This window comes from Caldimonas sp. KR1-144 (assembly GCF_049446155.1).
Taxonomy (GTDB): Bacteria; Pseudomonadota; Gammaproteobacteria; order Burkholderiales; family Burkholderiaceae_C; genus Rivibacter.
Window position 1 is genome coordinate 108,633 of sequence record NZ_JBMSEE010000001.1, and the last position, 20,340, is coordinate 128,972.

General features: G+C 63.2%; 16 protein-coding genes. 7 read left to right on the top strand and 9 right to left on the bottom strand.

Going from position 1 to position 20,340, the window contains the following annotated elements; genetic code table 11:
* The first annotated feature begins 9 nt into the window (after window positions 1–9).
* Together ACO2TI_RS00530 and ACO2TI_RS00535 are read left to right on the top strand one after the other, a co-directional pair.
* Window positions 10–1,971, top strand: coding sequence for a large ATP-binding protein (locus ACO2TI_RS00530; protein ID WP_423281451.1), 1,962 nt, complete (start codon window positions 10–12; stop codon window positions 1,969–1,971).
* Window positions 1,968–3,941, top strand: a complete 1,974-nt coding sequence (locus ACO2TI_RS00535) for a hypothetical protein (protein WP_423281452.1) — start codon at window positions 1,968–1,970, stop codon at window positions 3,939–3,941. The genes ACO2TI_RS00530 and ACO2TI_RS00535 overlap by 4 nt, the downstream gene beginning before the upstream one ends.
* A gap of 552 nt (window positions 3,942–4,493) precedes the next feature.
* Here ACO2TI_RS00535 and ACO2TI_RS00540 read toward each other — a convergent pair.
* The 5 genes from ACO2TI_RS00540 to ACO2TI_RS00560 form a co-directional block, all read right to left on the bottom strand.
* A complete protein-coding gene (locus tag ACO2TI_RS00540; protein WP_423281453.1) occupies window positions 4,494–4,907 on the bottom strand; it encodes a hypothetical protein in 414 nt (137 codons plus the stop codon).
* A 34-nt stretch (window positions 4,908–4,941) separates the two neighbouring features.
* Complete coding sequence (locus ACO2TI_RS00545; RefSeq protein WP_423281454.1) at window positions 4,942–5,211, bottom strand: hypothetical protein; 270 nt, start codon at window positions 5,209–5,211, stop codon at window positions 4,942–4,944.
* Window positions 5,211–5,522 carry a hypothetical protein gene (locus ACO2TI_RS00550; protein WP_423281455.1) on the bottom strand — a complete coding sequence of 104 codons (312 nt, stop codon included), beginning with the start codon at window positions 5,520–5,522 and terminating at the stop codon, window positions 5,211–5,213. The genes ACO2TI_RS00545 and ACO2TI_RS00550 overlap by 1 nt, the downstream gene beginning before the upstream one ends.
* An 80-nt stretch (window positions 5,523–5,602) precedes the next feature.
* Window positions 5,603–5,764, bottom strand: a complete 162-nt coding sequence (locus tag ACO2TI_RS00555; protein WP_423281456.1) for a hypothetical protein — start codon at window positions 5,762–5,764, stop codon at window positions 5,603–5,605.
* A 115-nt stretch (window positions 5,765–5,879) separates the two neighbouring features.
* On the bottom strand, window positions 5,880–7,112 hold the full coding sequence (locus tag ACO2TI_RS00560; protein ID WP_423281457.1) for a PIN domain-containing protein: 1,233 nt from the start codon (window positions 7,110–7,112) through the stop codon (window positions 5,880–5,882).
* 1,799 nt (window positions 7,113–8,911) lie between these two features.
* Between ACO2TI_RS00560 and hsdR the strand changes: the two genes are divergently transcribed.
* Genes hsdR through ACO2TI_RS00580 form a run of 4 tightly spaced genes read left to right on the top strand, consistent with a single transcriptional unit; the run spans window position 8,912 to window position 15,687 of the window.
* Complete coding sequence (gene hsdR, locus ACO2TI_RS00565; RefSeq protein WP_423281458.1) at window positions 8,912–11,401, top strand: EcoAI/FtnUII family type I restriction enzme subunit R; 2,490 nt, start codon at window positions 8,912–8,914, stop codon at window positions 11,399–11,401.
* Window positions 11,402–11,456: 55 nt separating this feature from the next.
* A complete protein-coding gene (locus ACO2TI_RS00570) occupies window positions 11,457–12,914 on the top strand; it encodes an N-6 DNA methylase (RefSeq protein ID WP_423281459.1) in 1,458 nt (485 codons plus the stop codon).
* Window positions 12,911–14,488, top strand: a complete 1,578-nt coding sequence (locus ACO2TI_RS00575; RefSeq protein WP_423281460.1) for a restriction endonuclease subunit S — start codon at window positions 12,911–12,913, stop codon at window positions 14,486–14,488. Before ACO2TI_RS00570 ends, ACO2TI_RS00575 begins: the two co-directional genes overlap by 4 nt.
* On the top strand, window positions 14,485–15,687 hold the full coding sequence (locus ACO2TI_RS00580; protein WP_423281461.1) for a phospholipase D family protein: 1,203 nt from the start codon (window positions 14,485–14,487) through the stop codon (window positions 15,685–15,687). Before ACO2TI_RS00575 ends, ACO2TI_RS00580 begins: the two co-directional genes overlap by 4 nt.
* Window positions 15,688–15,933: 246 nt before the next feature.
* On the opposite strand, the gene ACO2TI_RS00585 is transcribed toward ACO2TI_RS00580, so the two are convergent.
* The 3 genes from ACO2TI_RS00585 to ACO2TI_RS00595 form a co-directional block, all read right to left on the bottom strand.
* The gene (locus tag ACO2TI_RS00585; protein WP_423281462.1) at window positions 15,934–16,071 is read right to left on the bottom strand and encodes a hypothetical protein; all 138 of its coding nucleotides are present in this window, start codon (window positions 16,069–16,071) and stop codon (window positions 15,934–15,936) included.
* Window positions 16,072–16,504: 433 nt separating this feature from the next.
* A complete protein-coding gene (locus tag ACO2TI_RS00590) occupies window positions 16,505–17,134 on the bottom strand; it encodes a hypothetical protein (RefSeq protein WP_423281463.1) in 630 nt (209 codons plus the stop codon).
* Window positions 17,135–17,141: 7 nt separating this feature from the next.
* A complete protein-coding gene (locus ACO2TI_RS00595; RefSeq protein ID WP_423281464.1) occupies window positions 17,142–17,843 on the bottom strand; it encodes a hypothetical protein in 702 nt (233 codons plus the stop codon).
* A gap of 515 nt (window positions 17,844–18,358) precedes the next feature.
* Between ACO2TI_RS00595 and ACO2TI_RS00600 the strand changes: the two genes are divergently transcribed.
* Window positions 18,359–19,309: a hypothetical protein gene (locus tag ACO2TI_RS00600; protein WP_423281465.1), complete on the top strand. Its 951-nt coding sequence runs from the start codon at window positions 18,359–18,361 to the stop codon at window positions 19,307–19,309.
* 187 nt (window positions 19,310–19,496) lie between these two features.
* Here ACO2TI_RS00600 and ACO2TI_RS00605 read toward each other — a convergent pair whose 3' ends face one another.
* The gene (locus ACO2TI_RS00605; protein WP_423281466.1) at window positions 19,497–20,132 is read right to left on the bottom strand and encodes a dienelactone hydrolase family protein; all 636 of its coding nucleotides are present in this window, start codon (window positions 20,130–20,132) and stop codon (window positions 19,497–19,499) included.
* Window positions 20,133–20,340: the final 208 nt, after the last annotated feature.

Genomic DNA, 20,340 nt, shown 5'->3' on the forward strand with positions numbered 1-20,340 from the left:
GGAGGCAAGGTGGCTCAACAAAAGAACGATTGGCTTCAATCGATAGCGAAGAAGGCTGAAGCGGACATTCATGCGATCGAGAGTGTTCTGTCGTCCCATCGCATCCAGCCGTCGCCAGTACTTGCCCAGCCTCGGCGGCTTGTCTTGCGTGAGCTTGAGTTCTCTGGCGTAAAGGACGGCGTGCCAAACGCCGGGGCGTTCTCCTTTTCCTGGACGAACCTCGATCACGGCCTTTGGGCAATGCTCTCTGAGCACAACCTGCGGGGCAAGTCGACAATCATCGAAATTGTCCGGTGGATGGTCAGAGGCCGGGCATCGAGCAACCTCCAAGACGATGTACGCCGTTGGGTGCACGTCGTTCGATTGCGATTCCTACTCGACTCCGACGAGTACGAGGTCCTGGCCAAGACGCGGGGCGAACCCGTCGGAGGTTTGTATCGAATCCGTTCAGCGACCGGAGGCGAGCAGGAGAAGACTGTCCTTGCCGAGTTCGCCACGGATAGCGAGTTCGAAGCAGTCATGGCTGACTTCTTCATGCGCATGTTTGCCATGGAGCCGATTTCAACGTGGCGGCAAGGTGGAGATGACGAGGGTCAGTCGGTCTCACATAGCTGGGTAGCGTTTTCCGGCGCCATGTTTATCGGGACCAACTATGAGGTGCTCTTGGGTGACATGCCGGTCGCCACTGGGCTGACCTCGCGATTGATGCAGATGTACTTGGGTGTCCCCTGGGTTTCGACGCTAGCTGCGGCGAAGACCGCCCAGCAGCTCGTCGAACAAGCTGTTCAAGTTTCCGCGCGGCGGAGTGAGCAGGGGCGTGATGCTGTCAAGGCCCGTATTGACAACATCACTAGCCAGCTCGCAGAAAGGCGCGCTGAGCTGGCCACGATCCCAAGCGATGAGGCCGTGCGCACTGCCATTGATGCCGATGCAACCGAACTCGCAGATGTTCGTCGCCAAGAGCGAGCCATGGTTGAACGCGCGGAACGTGCCGCCGCCGCGCTTCGCGAGATAAGCACTGTCCATCAGGAAGATCGGCGGGACCTGCAGACCCACATGGATGCCATGTCCGCAACGGCCGTGTTTCGTCGCCTCGAGCCGAAGTGCTGTCCGCGCTGCGATCACACCATTTCAAAAGCCAAGAAGGACCTGGAAGACTCTACTCACTCTTGCTCTGTTTGTGGCGAGACGATTACGAACTCTGAAGATGGCGAGGCCATGAAGGCCGATCTTCAGGAGAGGGTGAAAGCGTCCGAGGTCGCGGTGAAACGCGCGCAGACGGCCAAGGACGAGACGGAGACTGATCTCGCCATCCTCCGCGGGAAGGCCGCACTGCTGCAAAGCCGCCTTGAGGCCGCGTCGAAAGAGTTGAATGCCGCTGTGCGACGGCACGAAGTTGCCACGGCCGTCGCGGTTCTGGAAGGTCGTCTTGAAGAGGTCTCCACCGCTCCAACAGCACAGAGCGAGGATCGAACCGGTGAGCTTAGGATCCTTACTGCTGTCGTCAACGAAACCGAAGCGCGCGTCAAGGCCATGCGGGACGGGTTGCTCACTGACGTTTCAGCGCGCTTGGTCGAGTACGCCAAGGCCTTCGGAATGGAGAACTTGTCAGAGGCCTCACTGAAGGGAAACGCGGCGCTGTCTCTGGTGAAGGGAGGCGTCCCAACAAGCTACAGCAAGGTGACGGAAGGCGAGAAACTGCGTCTGAAAGTGGCAGCCGTTCTTGCGATGATCGAAATTGCTGAGGCGCGGGGGATCGGTCGGCACCCGGGATTGCTCATGATTGATTCGCCCGCCGCTCAAGAGGTGTCACCCGTCGACGTGGATCATCTCGTTGCCGGGCTGCAGGCTGTCTCAACCAAGCTGCCGCATTTTCAGGTGTTCGTTGCGGGCCTCTCCTCAAAGGCGATAACCGATCACGTACCTGAGAAGCACCGCCGTGAGGTTGCCGGCAACGCGTTCCTGTGGTGACCGACATGCATCCAATCGAAGCCAAACTCATTGAGGTCGTCAAGAGCGGGCGAGACTGGCGGTTGGAAGATCTTGGCGGAATTTCGAAGCTTGCACCGGCAGCAAGATCGCTCGGAAGTACGCCAATGATGCCCGAGTTGCTTCAGCCCCTTATCCTGGGGTGGAGCAATGCTACGGCAGCTGATCGAGACGCGCATAAACGCGCTCTGCACGATCTGCTCGAGGTCGCGACAACAGACTTTGTGCTTCTGGAGGCGGTCGACATCCTCGAACATCATCGGCCGCTGCCGGACGACGGCGATGAGTGCTGCTTCATGCTCTTCCTGGCAAAGGCAGCAAACCGCGACCATTCGCACTCCGGACTTTCCCGCGGTGCAGCGCTTGATGGAGCATTTCGCTGGGCTGGTGAAAACAGACGCTGGCAGCTTCGCTTGCTGGACCTGTTCCTCGGTCTTGTGCCGGGCGACGACCCAGAATTCCTGCGACGAGCCGCCAAGATCGCTGGTGTCGCCTTTTCGCACTGGCGCGATAAGGAACTGGTCGGGGTTCTGCGCAAGCTCGCTCAACTCGAAGCGGTCCGGCCTGAGGCAGCTTTCGAGTTGGGTATGGCCGCTCTCGCTGAAGCTATGGATAGGGCGGACAGCAACACGGCAGCGCCCGCTTTCCGTGAGGCCAGAGACTGGTTTGGTGAGTCCGAAGAGGTATCTGAGCACCGCCCGGAAGCCAGCTTGTACTTCGATGGCCTTGACCTGCTTCTGAGCTTCCAGAACGGTGGCGCGAGCGCATCGCTCGGTGCCGCGAGCGCCCGCGTTCAGCAGCACGCATTCGAGCTACATGCCTGGTCAGGAGGTTCCGGCCCTCCCTGGCTGGGCGCCAGACAGACCGAGGCAGCGTGTTGGAGCGCCCTGGCCAGTGCCGTTGCGGGGCTAGCGGGGCGGCTTGACGAGCCAAGCTGGTGGGAGCCGGCAGCAGTCATCGAGGAAGGTCTCTTGTCCGTGTACAGCGCAGGTCGGTCGATTCTGCGTCGAGACCAGTACGGTGGTATCGAAGCCATGGTCAGACCTCGAATACGCGCAAGCGTTGCCTCGCAGGCCGGACAGGCGCATCAAGTGCGCATGTGGCTTCAACAAAACGCGGCCCACGAATGGGCTGCAGAAGCGCGAGACCTGAGTGCCCAGATTGATGCCTTCATTGAACAGTCAGGTAGTCCAAAGAACCCTCCTGAGGCGTCGAGCGAAGGGACCTCGCTCGTCGCCATCATCGAAAGGTCCAACATCCCGGAAGATCACAGGAGTGTTCTATTCAGTGTAGTTTCTAACGCAATGTCTCTGCAACTTGCCAACCTGACTGGCGCCGAAGTCGATGTCATCGAACGTTGCTGCAAAGAGGCACGGGGACACCCCGACTACAGCGCGAATGCGAATGGGGCACGTCTCTTCGACACGGTACTCCTCTGGCTGGTTCGATTCATCTTCAATCGCCTGGAACTGACTAAGGGCGACGACCCAACCGGTGCCTATCTCTTCGAACGCGATGACGGTCCTCTGCCTCACGAGGACGAACTACAGAAGGACTTTTTTCGCTGGGTGGCGACGAACGCCGCAGGGAGCGATCTTGAGGCGACAAATATTGCGAGTGGCAGAGCCGACATACGCCTGAACTCTGGCCCCGAACGTCTGGTTGTCGAGGTGAAGCGCGAAGAATCTGACTGTTCCTTCGACGCGCTCTCCACGTCGTATGCAGCGCAGACCACGGACTACCAGAACGTCAGCATCCGGTTGGGCGTACTCCTGGTGCTCGATCTAGCAACACCCAACCGTGAGGGCACTCCGCATCTGACGAGCTTGTTCGAGATGCGCCACATCCGCCGCATGGGCGAGACCCAGTCGCGGCTGATTTTGATTGTCAAGGTTCCGGGCCGTCGCAGGAGACCAAGTGACCTCACAAAACTTGCTAGAGCCACACGGTAGTAGCTGTTTGGCGCCTTTAGCCTTTGCTGGTCGACCGAATGAGCCAGCCGCACCGCACGGCCAATAAGCGCCGGCAGCCTGCGATCCTGCCACTCGGGGGAAGTAGGCCCGCGCAACGCGCCGCCACCTGTCGATTCCCGTTGCCGGCGCTCGAACAGGTCGAAGCGTCGCTAGCTCCCTCGGCGCTTCGTGAGTCGTCGGCGTTCGGCTAGCCGCTCTAGCGCGCGGTACTGTCGTCGGATGCCTCCGAGGCCCGACAGTATCGGCGCGATGCAGAGATGGATGCCCGCACGCTTGCCCTTCGACCTCTGGGCTCGGTACGCGCGCCGAATCCCCTTGGCCGCGCCAGTAGCGGGGGCGAAGTACAGGGAGACTTCATGGAGCACGGTCCACCTGAGTTGTTCCAAGGTCACTGGAAGCCCTCCTAAGCGTCCTCGATTCATTCAACGCGCAAGCCTGGACATGTTGGCACAGCTGGATGCTCACTAACACCACACCTCGCTGCGCCGGCGGCGAAGAGCAGTAGTGCCGCGCCGGCCCTCTGTCGGTCCCTCAGGCGCCATAGACTGTCTCGTACAAGTTGTCGCCCAACGTGAACGCGTCAATCATGCAACGCGGCTGCGCAGCCCAAGCTGAGGCATCAACGTCGGCGCCAAAGGTCGCGGCGTTGTCCTGACCCAGTGGCTGGTCGACCAATGATGGGAGAGTCTCGATGGAGTCCGCGACCATCCAGTTGCGCTCGGGAGGTGTGGCCGTCGCAGCCCCTGCATCATTGGTGAAGACCCTTGAAAAGGCCCAAAGCACGCACGGAGTCGCGCCGCCCGCCGCGAACAGTGGCAAGGACGCAAAGTTCACGCCAAAGATCGGCACGGCCATGAGCCAGAGAACGGAGCCGATCGTGGCGCCGACAAAGACGAACGCGACAGCGAGGTACAAAAGTGAAAGTAGTAGCGAGATGATCTTCACAGTTGGGTTGCCGACGTTCGCAGCACCTGCTGCGCTAACTGTCGTGCGGGGAGTTGCAAGCGGGCTCGGAGCCGTCGCTGCAGGAGTCGCCGGCCGACGGAGGTGGTTCGACGGACGTGTCGTCCGACTCGTCGCGCAGCAAGCCGGCGCGACGGAACAACGCCATCAGCCCCGGCATAGCAGCGGGAGTCACCTGGCTGATGCCCTCGGCTACAGCAATCTCGCGCATGGCCTCGAAGGCCCGCAAGTCGGCGTCGTCATCGCCGGCGTCCGATGGTTCCGCCATTCGTTCGATGGGCGCCATCACGTGCGATGTCCGATGGTGATGAGCGTGTCGTCCGCTGCGCTGACGACGATGTAGACACCTGCGAGGCGCTCCAGACCTGCCGACCGGCCGACGACGTCCTCGAGCACGGCGATCGCATCCTTCGTCATCAGGTAGCGGATCGCACCATGGCCGTCGTGCTCTCGACGACCATAGGCCTTCAAGAGAGGAACGCACTTGGTTGAAATGGCGCGCTGCTGCGCGCGCGTCCGCGCATGACGGCTGATTCGCGTGGCGCGGAAAGGTTCGAGTTCAGAGATGCGATCGATATGAGATGGAAGTGAATGCATCTCACCATCCTGCCAAGTCGACGGCAACTTGTGAAGCGCTGTAGACACCGCGCGACACTGCGATGCGGCGCGTCCGATGCTCAGGAGTCAGGAGGTTCCTGCGATTCGCCCTTCTTCTTCAAGCGAGACAAGTCAGCCTCGAGTCGCTTGTGCCAGCGCTCCAGGATCGGCTGAAGGTAGTAGAAGCCGATGCCGACCACGGCAATCGTCAGCGAGACGATCAGGAACGCGTACTCCTTCATCTTGTCGCAGCCGCTTGGTTCATGCGTACATTGTGTCCGGGTTGAGCCATCTGAGGAACGTCCATGCCTGCGCGAATGGGCTCGCCCATGGCATGGCGCCATCTGCTGTGCAAGGTCAGTTGATCAACTCGCCTGAAGCACCGGCCGACTCGAAGGTGGGGTAGGTCACGGCACCCGCGGCATTGACCGCCACGATGCCCGCTGCAACCAAGTTGCCAAGCGCGACTTCGATTGACGCATCCCCGGTCTCGGCGCCTAGAAGAGACTTCAGCAGGCGCCGCAACGCAGCCGGCTTGGTCGGTCGATTGACGAGCTTGCGAAGGTTGTCGGTGAGCTTTCGGACGTCGTCGGTCGAGATCGTCACCGTCCCACTCGACGACGAGAGTGCGGGCGCCGTAGCCGGTGCGGACACCACCTTGCCTGGAGCATGCGCTGCATCCCTTCTACCGTTGGGCTTCGCAGACGCAGCCTTCTTGGCTGGCACCACCTTGGCGGCAGGTGCCTTCTTCGTCGCCGGTGCGGGAGAGGCCTTCTTCGCTGCAACCTTCTTCGTCACAGCTGACTTGGCGGCAGGCTTCTTCGCGCCGACCTTCTTCGCTGGCGTCTTCTTGGCAGGCACCTTCTTTGCGGCAGTCTTCTTCGCCGGCGTCGTCGCCTCGCCGTACGCTTGCCGGCGCACCTGGAATCCCATCGCCCTCGCGTGCTCCAACATGGGCTCGTATCCCTTATCGTTCGCGACGACCACCATGGTCGACTCGGGATTCCGCGACGCGATGTAGCCCATGTAGAACGACAGGTGGAAGTCCAGCGCGTTCTTGCCGGTCTTGGTGATCGGCACAGCCGTCGCACCGGTGCCGAAGGAGGCGAAGCGCTTCGCGACTTCGCGCTGGTGGGGTCCGTGGAACACCCAGACTTGGTTCACGTCGGGGAACAGCGCTCGCAGCTCGACGTCGCCGGGCTGAACGTTCTCGTAGTCGAGCAGCACATGGGTTCCGGCCACTGATGCCCGCGTCGGCGACACCCGCGCGATCACGTGTTTCGCCGGGTACTTGAGCGCGTTCTTCGCCAGCTTGTCGCTGACGGCCTGCTCGACATCGACCTGACAATAGTCGGCCACCTGCAGGAGGTAGAGCAGCACGTCCGCCACTTCCTCGCCGATGCGTTGCTTGGTAGCAGGGTCCTCGTGCGCATGGCGTGACTCATCGGGGGTCTTCCACTGAAAGACCTCCGCCAGTTCCGCCGACTCGACCATAAGCGCAGTGGCCAGGTTCTTGGGCGTGTGAAACGGCTGCCAATCGCGCTCTGCCGCGAAATGCCGCAGTTCGGCCTGCAGTTCTCCAAGGTTCATCGCAGCACCCTCCTCTTCAATCGGATCTTGCCATCCGCGAGGTTGCCGAGCACGAACTACCGCTGAAAAGGCGGTGCGCAGGCCAAGCCCCAGGGAAGGGAGATCCCCGGGGCGTTGCCCCGGGGATCGTCTCGCTGGCCACGTTGCCGTGCCAGTGTCTTAGCGGCCCCTGCTGGGCGACCATGTCGCCGCAGACAGTTCCGCCGTCAGTGCGTTCATCGCTTGAGTCCTCGATCGAGGAGGAACAGCGTTGAATGTTGGAGGCGCGGGGCCTCGTCAACGGTCGATGTGAGTCGATTTAATGCTCATGAATGATCCTTTCTCTGTTTGATATGGCGTGCCAACGCCAAGTAGATGACTGCGGCCGGGGAACCACCCCCGACCGCTCCCGAGGACCTCCCGGTCCCGCTCGATACGCTGCTCTGCTTGCTCGGTCTTTCGGCGCATTCCGGTGCCAACCGGATGCTGGTCTTGCGACCTCGGAGCTGGCTTTCGACCAGTCCTTCATTGCCTACACGATCCTCGCTCTTGCCCCCTCCGTGCTAACACCTGTCGCTAACACAGGTTTCCGACGCGCTGCCACGCGCGCCGACACGGTTGAGACTTGCACAGTTAGGCTGTGAGCTACTTCTCCAAGTCCTAGGTGAGACCCGACAGTTCCAAACTCAATCCCTGGACGCGTTCTCCAGGTTTCCGAGGGCCGAAGGCAGTAAAGCGCTCCTCGTACGGTTTGGATGCCGTTTTCGGTCTGCAGCGGGCATCACAGCCCTAGCACCTATCGGCCGCCGCACACGGCGACCTTTCAGACTTTCCGCATCGCACCCCGGAGGGCGCTTTTAGACGCTTAAGCTATCAGCCGATGCTTCGTGCTCACGGGCGCGACCCCGGTCACACTCAGCTACCCCGACGTCCCCGAACCGCTTGGTTCGTGACGCCGACGCTGGTTTTTCTCCAGCCTGAGCTGCCGTCGTCTGCGGCAACGGTTACGCAGCTTTCCTGCGTCTCCCGTGGGAGGGCTTTCACCTCCTTTCGCTACAACCAGGACACGCGGGCATTTGCTCCCGCGCGCCGTTTCCTGCTCGCACGCCTCCGGACGGACATGGTCCGCCAAGATCATGGGCTGGAGTTCAGGGGTTACTCGTCAATCGACGGATTAGTCCTGAACACCGCCCTCGCACCGGACATGCTGAACTATCAGCATCCGGCGCCAACAAGCAGATTCCCGTGACAGGCGGGTCACGGGCATAGGGGCTGGCAACCCCCTGGCGCATTTCGCGCCGAGCGATATCGAGTGTCTGTGTCGGGTTGGCGGCCCGCCGATGCACGGGCGAAACGTGCATCGGCGGACCGCCGGCCCGACAGGGAGCGATTGCCGCAACTCGGTCACCTTGGTGTCTCCTGGCACCTGGGGATGCTTCACACGCTCGTGTACTCCTCGTATACACACCACCTTCATTTGACGTCGTAGCCGACCAAGGCTACGACGTTGTGATCCACTTGCTTCGCCTCGTTTCCTTGCTCGCCCTCTGGAAGCCGGAACAGCCCTGCAGTCCGACGCGCCTACTCGGCCCTGCCTCGGTTCCGATTGCAGAATTGATTGCGGAAAGGGATTGCAGAACCTCTTCTGCAATCGATCCCCGAAACCGCCGTACAGCTGCTCAGGCTCGCGACGCACTGGCCGTGCCGTCAGCCCAGGAGTCCGGTCCCGACATGCATCACCCGGATCGCCGGGTATCGGGCCAACCCAGTGCTCGTCGAGGTGCGCCTCAGGGATACTCCCATCCTGAGGGAGGCAACTCGTGGAAGAAGACCTCAGCGAAGACGACGTCAGCGTCAAGTTCATCACCCCGGCCATCGTGACCGCAGGGTGGGACGAGGCCACGCAGATCCGCCGCCAAGTGTCGTTCACCAAGGGCCGCATCATCGTGCGCGGCCGGCTGGTGGCCCGGGGCAAGGCGAAGAAGGCCGACTTCGTCCTTTACTGGCGGCATATCCCGTTGGCCCTGATCGAGGCCAAGCGCTCGAAGTTTCCGGCTGGCCACGGCATGCAGCAGGCGCTGGACTACGCCACCGCCCTGCAGGTGCCGTTCGTCTTCGCCAGCAACGGCAAGGGTTTCATCCTCCATGACCGCACGGGCCTGCTCGTCAAAGGCGAGGCCGAGCTAGGCATGCACGAGTTCCCGGCGCCGGACCTGCTGTGGGCGAAGTACCGCGAGTGGAAGGGCATCGGCCCCGCTGAGGAGCCGATCGTCCTCGAGCCCTATTACGACGATGGCAGCGGCAAGGAACCGCGCTACTACCAGCGCAACGCCATCAACGCTGCGGTGGAGGCCATCGCGAAGGGCCGCGACCGCGTGCTGCTGGTCATGGCCACCGGCACCGGCAAGACCTACACCGCATTCCAGATCATCTGGCGCCTGTGGAAGTCCAACTGGCACGCCGGCCGGCAGAAGCGCGTGCTGTTCCTGGCGGACCGCAACATCCTGGTCGACCAGACGATGGTCAACGACTTTCGCCCCTTCGGCGCGAAGATGGCCAAGCTCAGCACCCAGTCCAAGACCATCGAACGCGACGACGGCAGCAAGACCGAGCTGACGATCGCGGTCGACCGCAGCGGCGCCGACAAGCAGCGCCGCATCGACACCGCCTACGAGATCTACCTCGGGCTCTACCAGGCGCTCACCGGCCCGGACGACCGGCAGAAGCTCTTCCGCGAGCTTTCGCCGGACTTCTTCGACCTCATCATCGTCGACGAGTGCCACCGCGGCAGCGCCGCTGAGGACGCCGCCTGGCGAGAGATCCTCGACCACTTCCGCACTGCCACGCAGATCGGCCTGACCGCCACGCCGAAGGAGACCGAGTACGTCTCCAACATCCACTACTTCGGCACGCCGGTCTACACCTACTCGCTGCGCCAGGGCATCGGCGACGGCTTCCTCGCGCCGTACAAGGTGATCCGTGTTCACCTCGACGTCGACGTGCATGGCTGGCGCCCACAGGCTCAAGAGACCGACAAGCACGGCCTCCTGATCGACGACCGCATCTACAACGTCAAGGACTTCGATCGCAGCCTGATCATCGACACGCGCACGCAGCGGGTGGCGCGCTGGATCACCGACTATCTCAAGCAGAGCGGCAACCGCATGCAGAAGACGATCGTCTTCTGCACGGACACCGACCACGCCTCGCGGCTGCGCCAGGCCCTGATCGTCGAGAACCAGGATCTGGTGCTGAAGAACGAGCGCTACGTGATGCGCATCACCGGCGACGATCCCGCCGGCACTGAGCAACTCGACAACTTCATCGACCCGGAATCCGACTACCCGGTACTGGTCACGACCTCACGGCTGCTCTCTACGGGCGTGGACGCCCAGACCTGCCGGCTGATCGTGCTGGATCGCGCCGTTGGCTCGATGACCGAGTTCAAGCAGATCGTCGGGCGCGGCACGCGCATCCACGAAGACACGCAGAAGTACTACTTCACCCTGGTCGACTTCCGCGGCGCCACCGCGCACTTCGCCGACCCGGACTTCGACGGCGACCCGGTGCAGATCTACGAACCAGGCGAGCACGACCCGCCGTTGCCCCCCGAACCGCCCGTCGAGCCGCCCACCCCGCCGGGCGGCGGGGAAGACACGCCCGAAGACGACGAAGGCGAAGACATCCTGGTCGACCCGCCCCCGCCAGGCCCCGGCCCGCTGCCCCCGCTCCCACCACCCCCGCCCAAGTTCCACATCCACGGCCGGCCGGTGACGGTGCTGGCCGAGCGCGTGGAGTACCTGGACGACGGCGGCAAGCTCGTCACCGAGTCGCTGCGCGACTTCTCGCGCAAGGCGATCCGCCAGCAGTTCGCCAGCCTGGAGCAGTTCCTCAAGCGTTGGCGCGCCAGCGAGCGCAAGGAAGCCATCATCGCGGAACTGGCGGCCGAGGGGTTGCTGCTCGAGCCGCTGCTGGACGAGGTCGGCAAGGACCTCGACCCCTTCGATCTCATATGCCACATCGCCTTCGACCAGCCGCCGCTGACGCGCCGCGAGCGCGCCAACAATGTGAAGAAGCGCGACGTGTTCACCAAGTACGGTCCGCAGGCCCGCGCCGTGTTGGAGGCGTTGCTGACCAAGTACCAGGACGAAGGCATCGTCGGCGGCCTGGACAATGTGAAGATGCTGGAGATCCCGCCCTTCAGCACCATGGGCACTCCGCTGCAGTTGATCAAGCCTTTCGGCAATCGCGCCGGCTTCGAGCAGGCCGTACACGAGCTGCAGGCGGCGCTGTACCAGGAAACCGCCTAATCAAACTCGGCGCCCTCGGCGCGCCGGCACCGATCCGAGAACTCAGAACCAGAACATGTCAGCCAGAGCCATCATCAAATCCATCCAGGACACCATGCGCCAGGACGTCGGCGTCGACGGAGACGCCCAGCGCCTGTCGCAGCTGTGCTGGATGTTCTTCCTGAAGATCATCGACGACCAGGACCAGCAGCTGGAGGTGATGCAGGACGGCTATCGCTCGCCCATCCCGACCAACCTGCAGTGGCGTACCTGGGCGGCCGACCCGGAAGGCATCACCGGTGATGCGCTGCTGGCTTTCGTCAACGGCGAGCTGTTCCCGGCACTGAAGGCACTGTCGACATCCGGCTCCGCTGCGGCGCGGGCCCGCGTGGTGCGCGGCGTGTTTGAGGACGCCTACAACTACATGAAGTCCGGCCAGTTGATGCGCCAGGTGCTCAACAAGATCAACGGCGTGGACTTCAACGACCTGGCCGACCGCCGCCACTTCGGCGAGATCTACGAGCAACTGCTCAACGACCTGCAGAGCGCCGGCAACGCCGGCGAGTACTACACGCCGCGCGCGCTGACGGCCTTCATGGTCGACCGAATCGACCCGAGGCCGGGCGAAACGCTGCTGGACCCGAGCTGCGGCACCGGCGGCTTCCTCACCTGCGCCGTGCGCCACATGCGCGACCGCTACGTGAAGACGCCCGAGGATGAGCAGGCGCTGCAGCGCGGCCTGCGCGCGGTAGAGAAGAAGCCTCTGCCGCACATGCTGTGCGTCACCAACATGCTGCTGCATGGCATCGAAGACCCCGGCTTCGTGCGGCACGACAACACCTTGGCTCGCCCCTACGTGAGCTACAGCCAGAGCGACCGCGTCGACATCATCCTCACCAACCCGCCCTTCGGCGGACGCGAGGAAGACGGCATCGAGAGCAACTTCCCATCGCACTTCCGAACCAGGGAGACTGCCGACCTGTTTCTGGCCCTGTTCATCCGTTTGCTCAAGCCCGGCGGACGTGCCGCCATCGTGCTACCCGACGGCAGCCTATTCGGCGAAGGTGTGAAGACCCGTCTGAAGGAGCACCTGCTGGCCGAGTGCAACCTGCACACCATCGTGCGCCTTCCCAACAGCGTGTTCCGGCCTTACGCCAGCATCGGCACCAACCTGCTGTTCTTCGAGAAGGGCACGCCAACACAGGACATCTGGTTCTACGAGCACCAAGTGCCGGAGGGCCAGAAGGCTTACTCGATGACTAGACCAATCCGCGTGGAGCACCTGCAGGGGTGCGTGGACTGGTGGGGTGGCGCAGCGCGTGCGGGCCGGGTGGACACGCCACAGGCCTGGCGTGTGACTGCCGATGAGGTGAAGGCGCGGGGCTACAACCTGGACATTAAGAACCCGCATGCGGAAGACGATGACCACGGGGACCCAGAGCACCTGCTGGCGGCGCTGAATGCAGCCGAAGCGGAAACAGCGAGGCTCCGCGAGCAGTTGAAAACGATGCTGGCAGAGGCGCTGACGCGATGAACGCCGACGAATTGCTCCGGCACTTCGATCGAGTAGCCGATGCGCCAGATGCAGTTCCACGGCTGCGCGAGCTTGTCCTTGAGCTCGCCATGCGCGGCAAGCTCGTGCCACAGAATCGTAACGACGACAGCCAAGCCGACGCGCTTTCGGATGCGCGAGCCCAGCTTGCAGAGTTGGCACGCCGAACTGGGCGATTGCGCTTCACGCCGAGTGAGCCAATCGCCGACGAGCGGCTGGAACCAAGCCTGCCCGACGGTTGGATTACCGCCCGGGTAAACGACACGGGTCTCTACATCAACGGCCTTGCTTTCAAGCCTGCAGACTGGAAGCCAACCGGCCTTCCCATCATCCGAATCCAGAACTTGACCGACGAGTCGCGCGAGTTCAACTACGCTGAGGGCGAGTTTCCCGACGAGGTCGTTGTGCGAAGCGGTGACATCCTCGTGTCTTGGTCCGCCACACTTGACGCGTTCAGATGGCGGCGGGAAACAGGTGTACTGAACCAACACATCTTCAGGGTGATCCCGGCCGCAGGCCTGACCACCGACTCGTTCCTACTTCTGCTCCTGAAGCGGGCCATTCGCGAGATGGCGGAGAGCGTGCACGCGCATGGCCTTGTGATGACCCACATCAATCGCGGCCCATTTCTGAACCACGTGGTGCACATCCCTCCGCTCGCCGAGCAGCATCGCATCGTCGCCAAGGTCGATGAACTGATGGCGCTTTGCGACCGGCTGGACGCCGCGCGGACGGAACGCGAGGCGGCGCGCGACCGGCTCACCGCGGCGAACCTGGCCCGCCTCAGCGCGCCCGACACCGAGACGTTCAAGGATGACGCCCGATTCGCCCGCGCCGCCCTGCCGGCCCTCGCCGCGCGATCTGATCAGATGCGTGCCTGGCGCGACACGGTGTGCCGCATGGCACTACTCGGGCGGTTTTCTGATGGCGGGCGATGGCCGAAGGCTCCCTGCCATGTTCGGGACTACGTGCGGCTTCAAAGCGGTTACGCCTTCAAGAGCGAATGGTTCGGCCCAACTGGAGTCCGCTTGTTGAGGAACGCGAACGTGGCACACGGCAGAGTGAACTGGGCCGAACAAGCGTTCCTACCTTATGAGCTTACCGGGGCCTACGAGCGATTCATGTTGAACGCCGGCGACCTTGTGCTATCCCTGAATCGACCCTTCATAGCAACTGGGACTAAGGTCGCTCAAGTACAACCGTCCGATCTGCCGGCGCTACTGGTTCAGCGTGTCGCTCGCCTGGAGATTGCGGAAGGCTTGTCACCTGACTATCTGCTGCTATGGCTGCAGTGCTCGCTTTTCCAGGAGCAGGTTCAACCGGTCAGCACCAACGTTGCGCCACACATCGCTCCAGAGGACATCGGCCGTGCGCGGATCTTTGTACCTGACCTCGAAGAACAACGGCGCGTAGTGAACAAGGTCGCGGGGTTGATGGGCCTTTGCGAACAGTTGGAGGCCGGTCTCAACGCTGCCACCGAACACCGCTCCCGCCTGCTCGATGTCTTGCTCCGGCATGCCCTCGAGCCGGCGGAGGTCATGGAGGCCGCCGCGTGACCCTGCGCCTCGTTGATGGCAGATGGGGCGGCGAGTTGAGCGCCGCCCTGAGGGCCGACCCCAGCGAGTCGCGCATCATCAGTCCGTTCATCAAGCACGCCGCCCTATGCTGGCTGCTGGCTGAAAGACCGCGAGCCACCCGGGTCATCACACGCTTCAACCTGGCCGACTTCGCCACGGGCGTCAGCGACATCCACGCTCTGCGTGCCCTGCTCGACGCCGGCGCCCAGGTCCGCGGTGTCCGCCACCTGCACGCCAAGCTGTACCTCTTCGGGAAGAGCCGCGCCGTCGTCACGTCGGCCAATCTGACGACAGCTGCGCTGGACCGCAACGAGGAGTTCGGAGCCGTTTTGGACAGCGCCGAGGACATTGGTTCGTGCTCGGCCTACTTCGAGCGGCTGTGGTCGCACGCGGGACCGAACTTGTCGCGCGAGCAACTCGACGACTGGGAGGCCACGGTCACAAAGTACTTGGCGCGGGGCGCCCGGCCCGCGGAGGGCTTGGCGCTTCCTGACTTCGGAACGCAGCTAGCACCCGACCCGGGGCCCGGACCGGCCTTGACGCCAACGGCCGGGCCTCCTTCGCGGAGTCCCCTACCAGTGGCCGTCGCCGAGGCTGGGCATGTCTTCGTGAAGTTCCTTGGCACGGCCAACGACCGGGAGGCGCTTGCCTTCGACACTCTGGCGGAAGTGAAGCGCGCCGGGTGCCACTGGGCACTGGCCTACCCGGCGAAGCAACGGCCGCGCATCGTGAACGATGGCGACCTCATGTACATAGCGCGCATGACGCGGGAGCCGACCGACATGCGCATCTTCGGCCGCGCCATCGGCATGCGCCATGTACCTGGGCGGGACGATGCGACGCCGGAGGACATCGCGGCGCGGCGGTACAAGGAGAAGTGGTCACGTTACGTGCGCGTCCACCATGCTGAGTTTGTGGCTGGGCCATTGAGCCACGGCGTTTCGTTGAGAGACCTGATGGCTGAGCTTGGAGCCGGAGCGTTCGAGTCGACTCAGGTGCGCGCTGCCAAGAGCGGAGCGCAGATCGATCCGAAGTCCGCACTGAAGCGCAGAGCCGCAGTCCGCTTGTCGGCCGCGGGCGCTGCCTGGGTCGCCTCCCGCTTGCAGGGTGCCTTCGACCTGCACAGCACGATTCCACAAAGCGCGCTCGACGCTCTGGACTGGCCGATTATTCCGTGACGATGCACGAGCCCAGCTTCGCCCGCTACGTCGGCATCGACTACTCCGGCGCCGAGGCCCGAACTCCAGCCTGAAAGGTCTGCGGGCCTACGCCGCCAATGGCGCAGCGGAGGCCGCCGAGGTGCTGCCGTCGTCCGGCTCGCGAAAGTACTGGACGCGACGCGGACTGGCCGAGCGGCCGATGACCAACAGTACTGCGGCATCGCCTGCCATGTCGCGTCGTGGCGCTTCGCTTTCGAGGCGATGTCATCCCATATCCTCGTCCTGGACGCCCTTGCTTTCAAGGTACGTGATGAGCCGGTCAATCTGGGGCGAGAAGACGTAGAAGACCATCATGAGAATGGCGAAGGCAACCAGCGCCAAGTAGGCAATCGCGGCGCTCATACGGCCAAGCCTGCGTGACGGGGGTGGCTGCCCTGGTCGCCGAGGGTGCGAAGAGCCCTCACCCTAGCCTTCAGAGATTGCGCGCGCAGAACACCCAGCCGGGTCGGCTCGACCGGGCGGCTGATGTGGCGGATCCGACGTTCCATGCGCCATTGTCGCGCAGCCCGTGGCACGGCGCCCCTTCGATCACTCGGCCATCGACGCGATCTGCCGGCACGCGATTTCCTCGACGCGCGGTCGGCGACGGATTCCTTGCCCTGCTGCCGGGACGACAGCGAAACTCCCCAGCGTGCAGCTGTCATCGGTCGGCATGAGCCGGCCATCCGAGGATCGGCACATGCCGGCCAGCTGAGCCCGTAGACAGCGACGTTTGCCGGCAGTGCAGGATCGGCCTTTTTGCTGGCCAGTGCGTGATCGGCTAGCCGCCGTCCGGCTACCACTGGGAGTCGGTGACGGGCTCGCGCAACTTTGCTTCATCGTTCTGGTGGACGGTCTCCAGGAGGAGGCCAATATCGAAAACACGCGCACCCTTGGCTTCGCCCAGGAAATCGCGACGCGACATCGACCGCGGCGTCAAACCACGCCACGGATAGAAGGGCCGAGCCAAGACTTCGGCGACCTCGTCCAGGGTGTCCCGAGCGTCCATGCGCACGCGGTCCATCAGCGCCGCTCGCAGGTCCTCGGTCTGCCACTTTGCGGCCGTGACGCTGCGGATCACGTACTCAGCACCGAACAACCGGCGCATCAACTTCCAGTAAGTCGGATGCGAAAGCATCTTGCCGTTCTTGGCTTGCTGACACACGAAGTCAATCGCGCCTTGGTCGTTGAATGACAAGAGCTCCACATAGAAGCACACTTCGAAGTTGACAAGCAAGTCGTGGCTCAGTTCCGGCCAGTTCTCAGGGGCGCAAAAAAGCAGAACCTGATCGCCGGGGACCCGCTTTCCGAAAATCGGCAGAGTGCCAGTCGCGAGGCCGCGAAGCGTACGACCATCTCCATAGATGACGAGGCGAAGCAGCTCATTCTTGACGTCTTGGCGGTACTTCTCGATCTTGATATTCATCACGATTTCATGATTTTGCGGTTTGGCGGACTGGAGTGGAGACGGACGTGGCCTTGTCCGACGGCGACGTGTCCTTTCGAAAGCCGATCAACATCGGCAGAGCGTCTGGGTCGACACCAGGCCATGCGCTCTGGTGACATGCGTTCCAGAGCTTGCGGGCAGCCATCAGCGAACGACGCAGCTGCCGCCGGACTCCGCCGAAGAGGGCATAGGCTCCGAGCCACGATTCCGTTTCCAAGCGCACGGCGCCCGCATTGCCCTGCTTCACGAGCGAAATGAGGTACCTGCTGATCCCTTGATAGACACTCTCCTGGAGGCGCCAGGTCCACACGGGCTCACGCCCGGGGCGCGGCTCACGGGAAAGGATGTAGGGACCGAAGGTTGGATACCGGTCCGTCCACTTCTCCTTGGCCCAAGGTGATATGGCGGGCGCGCTGAGTGCCTCCGCCGTCGCCATGAGGATGACTTCACGACGGCCCGGGTAGCCGAGAACGCCCCCCGCCACCGCCACGGCGTTCGGAAGGCCCCGTTGCTTGCGATCCTGGCGCCTCCACGCGGGTAACCGGGTGCCGAACGCTTCTGCCCACTCGATGGCCTTGCGTTCCAGCTTCTCTTCGTCAGTAGTGAATCCAATCGTGAGGCAATAGCCTCGCCGGTAGTGCAAGGCAATCGCCTGAAGGGCGGGAATGTGTTGTTGATAGAGCTTCATGAGTCCGAACGAGGCTGATAGGAAGTAGGTGCAATGGCGCTGCCGCGCCCTTGTTGAGGAAGCGCGCCGCGTCTCAGCTGACTCGAGCAGGCTGCCTTGGTCGCCCCGGCCGGCGGTGCGCGGCATCACTCTCATGCGGCGGCTTGGCGCCTGTGTCCTGCTGACGCAGCCAATCCCGGCATGTCCCGAGGCGCCATGCAAGCTTCCGACCGAAGACTCGGAGCCGGGGTGGTAGCGAATCCTCTCGGACGGCTGAGAGCCGATAGATCATGGCGGCCGTCGTGTTCAGCATGGCGGCCAGCTCCTCGGCGCCGATCACCTGCTCATCGTGATAGGCGGCAAGGCGGCACTTCAGCACGTCGCAGTCAGCTGAGCTTTGTTTGGGCGTTGGCATGAGCGACACTGTGCAGGTGAACTCGCTCTGCGCGCGAAAGCCGACAATTCGGACCTGCGGCGGCAATTCCGGGTGCGCCCTTCCTGACGATCTCTAAAGCCTCGATTGCCCTTCCAACCACATGGCCAACACCGCGAAGCAGGCCGCGATCAGTACCGCTCAGCTTCAGGCCACGCAGGTACTCACTCGCTTCATCGAGGCAAGGTCAGGCCTGAGTGCAACCCAGTTGGAGTCGAAGCTCGCGGTTGGTGGCGTGCTCGACAACAAGAAGGCCACTAAGCCCAAGAAGACTGGGACAACTTGGAGGCGCTGGCGCGACGGAAGAAAGGCCGCCTCGCCTCGGACATTGGCGCGGTTGGCGCATGACGCCATCAAATTCGGCTGGCTTGGCCCCGCCGACCTCATTGATCTGCAACTGGTAGCTGGCGGCTGGCGAGCGCTAGACCCTGTGCATGATGTCTTGCTTCGCATGGAACGCGGCGAGACGTTCTCTGCCTCAAGCTTGGATCGGCACGACCACGAATGGCGCGCTCGCTATGAGGTCTCAAGCAAACGAATAACGGACGAGCGGAACGGTCTTGCGAAAAAGTGCTCTTCGGCCGCCAAGCTTCTGCTGCAGGCGAGCCTCGCACTGCAGGACTTGCAGGACGCGATCAGGAACGCGCACTCGCACGACATTGCAATCGAGCCGACAAGCTTCGCAAAGCTGCCCGATATGCAAGATGACCCAGAACTCGGGTTCGACGCGAACTTGACAGAGTTCGCTGTGGTTGGCAAGCACCTAGGCGAGCTTGCCGTCAACATCCGCAGTGCCGCGCTGGTTGAGGCACAAGCGCTGGGCATGAACGACCTCCCCCCGCCGAAGGTTGATCTACCAGACACTGTCCCCAATGCAGCTTGCGTTGCTATGGTTGCGGATCACGCGCCAACCGCGGATGAACTATCAACCCAGAGGTTGATCGCCAAGTGGCTCGAGAGCCACGTCGGTACCCACGCTGCCACAGAATTGCCACAGACGGAGGTCGAAACCAATCGACCACAGTCGAAGCCGCGCAAGACGAAAACCAAGTAGCATCAAGGCCTTACGAGAGATCGCCAGTCTCAAGCAAGCGCTGGTCTTCGACTGTTAATCCGTAGGTCCCTGGTTCGAGCCCAGGTCGGGGAGCCAAAATTGGCCAGCAATGGCAAGCGAAAGCCCAACCCTCACCGGTTGGGCTTTTTGCTTTACGGGGCTCGGACGTCGATGTTCGGCCAGCTCCTCATACCGGCCCGCCGAGGTGGCGCACGAACCAGTCGCCGGCGAGCAGCCCCACCCTTTCGAGCGCGCCGGCCTCTTCGAACAAGTGAGTGGCGCGCGGCACCAGCTCGAGCTGCTTCTCGCAGCGCATCAGCGCGTAGGCTTCGCGGTTGAGTTCGAGCACGCCGACATCCGCGGCACCGACGATCAGCAGCGTCGGCGCCTGCACCTGCGGCAGCGCTGCGCGCGCGAGGTCGGGCCTGCCGCCGCGCGAGACCACCGCGAAGACCTGATCAGGCTGGCGCGCCGCGGCGACCAACGCTGCGGCTGCACCCGTGCTCGCGCCGAACAGGCCAATGCGACGGCTCGGCACTGCATCCCGTAGCTCGTCCAGCGCTTCCATCACCCGCGCGGCCAGCGTCTCGATATCGAACACGTTGGCGCGGTCGCTCGCCTCTTGCTCCGTCAGCAGGTCGAACAGCAAGGTATCGAGGCCGCGCTGCTGCAGGCTCTGGGCGACGCGCCGGTTGCGCGCGCTCAGGCGGCTGCTGCCGCTGCCATGGGCAAACACGACCAGGCCGCGCGCCCCCGGCACGCGGCACAGGTCGCCGACGAGCCGTCGCTCGCCGATGTGGATCTTCGTGACATGGTCGGGCATCGTGCCGCTCCGCTCGGCGGTCGGGCATGCATCCGCCCGACCACCTTATCGACCACAGCAGGCAGCCCGTGTTCCCGCGCCAGGACAGGCTCGCGCGGCCCCTGTCTGCTTCACGACAACGGAAGCGACAGTCGGCTCGCTCCTCTCACGCCGTCGACCTGGCGGAAGTCGCGGTGATGCACGCCGACGGCGTGAATGCGCGGCGGCT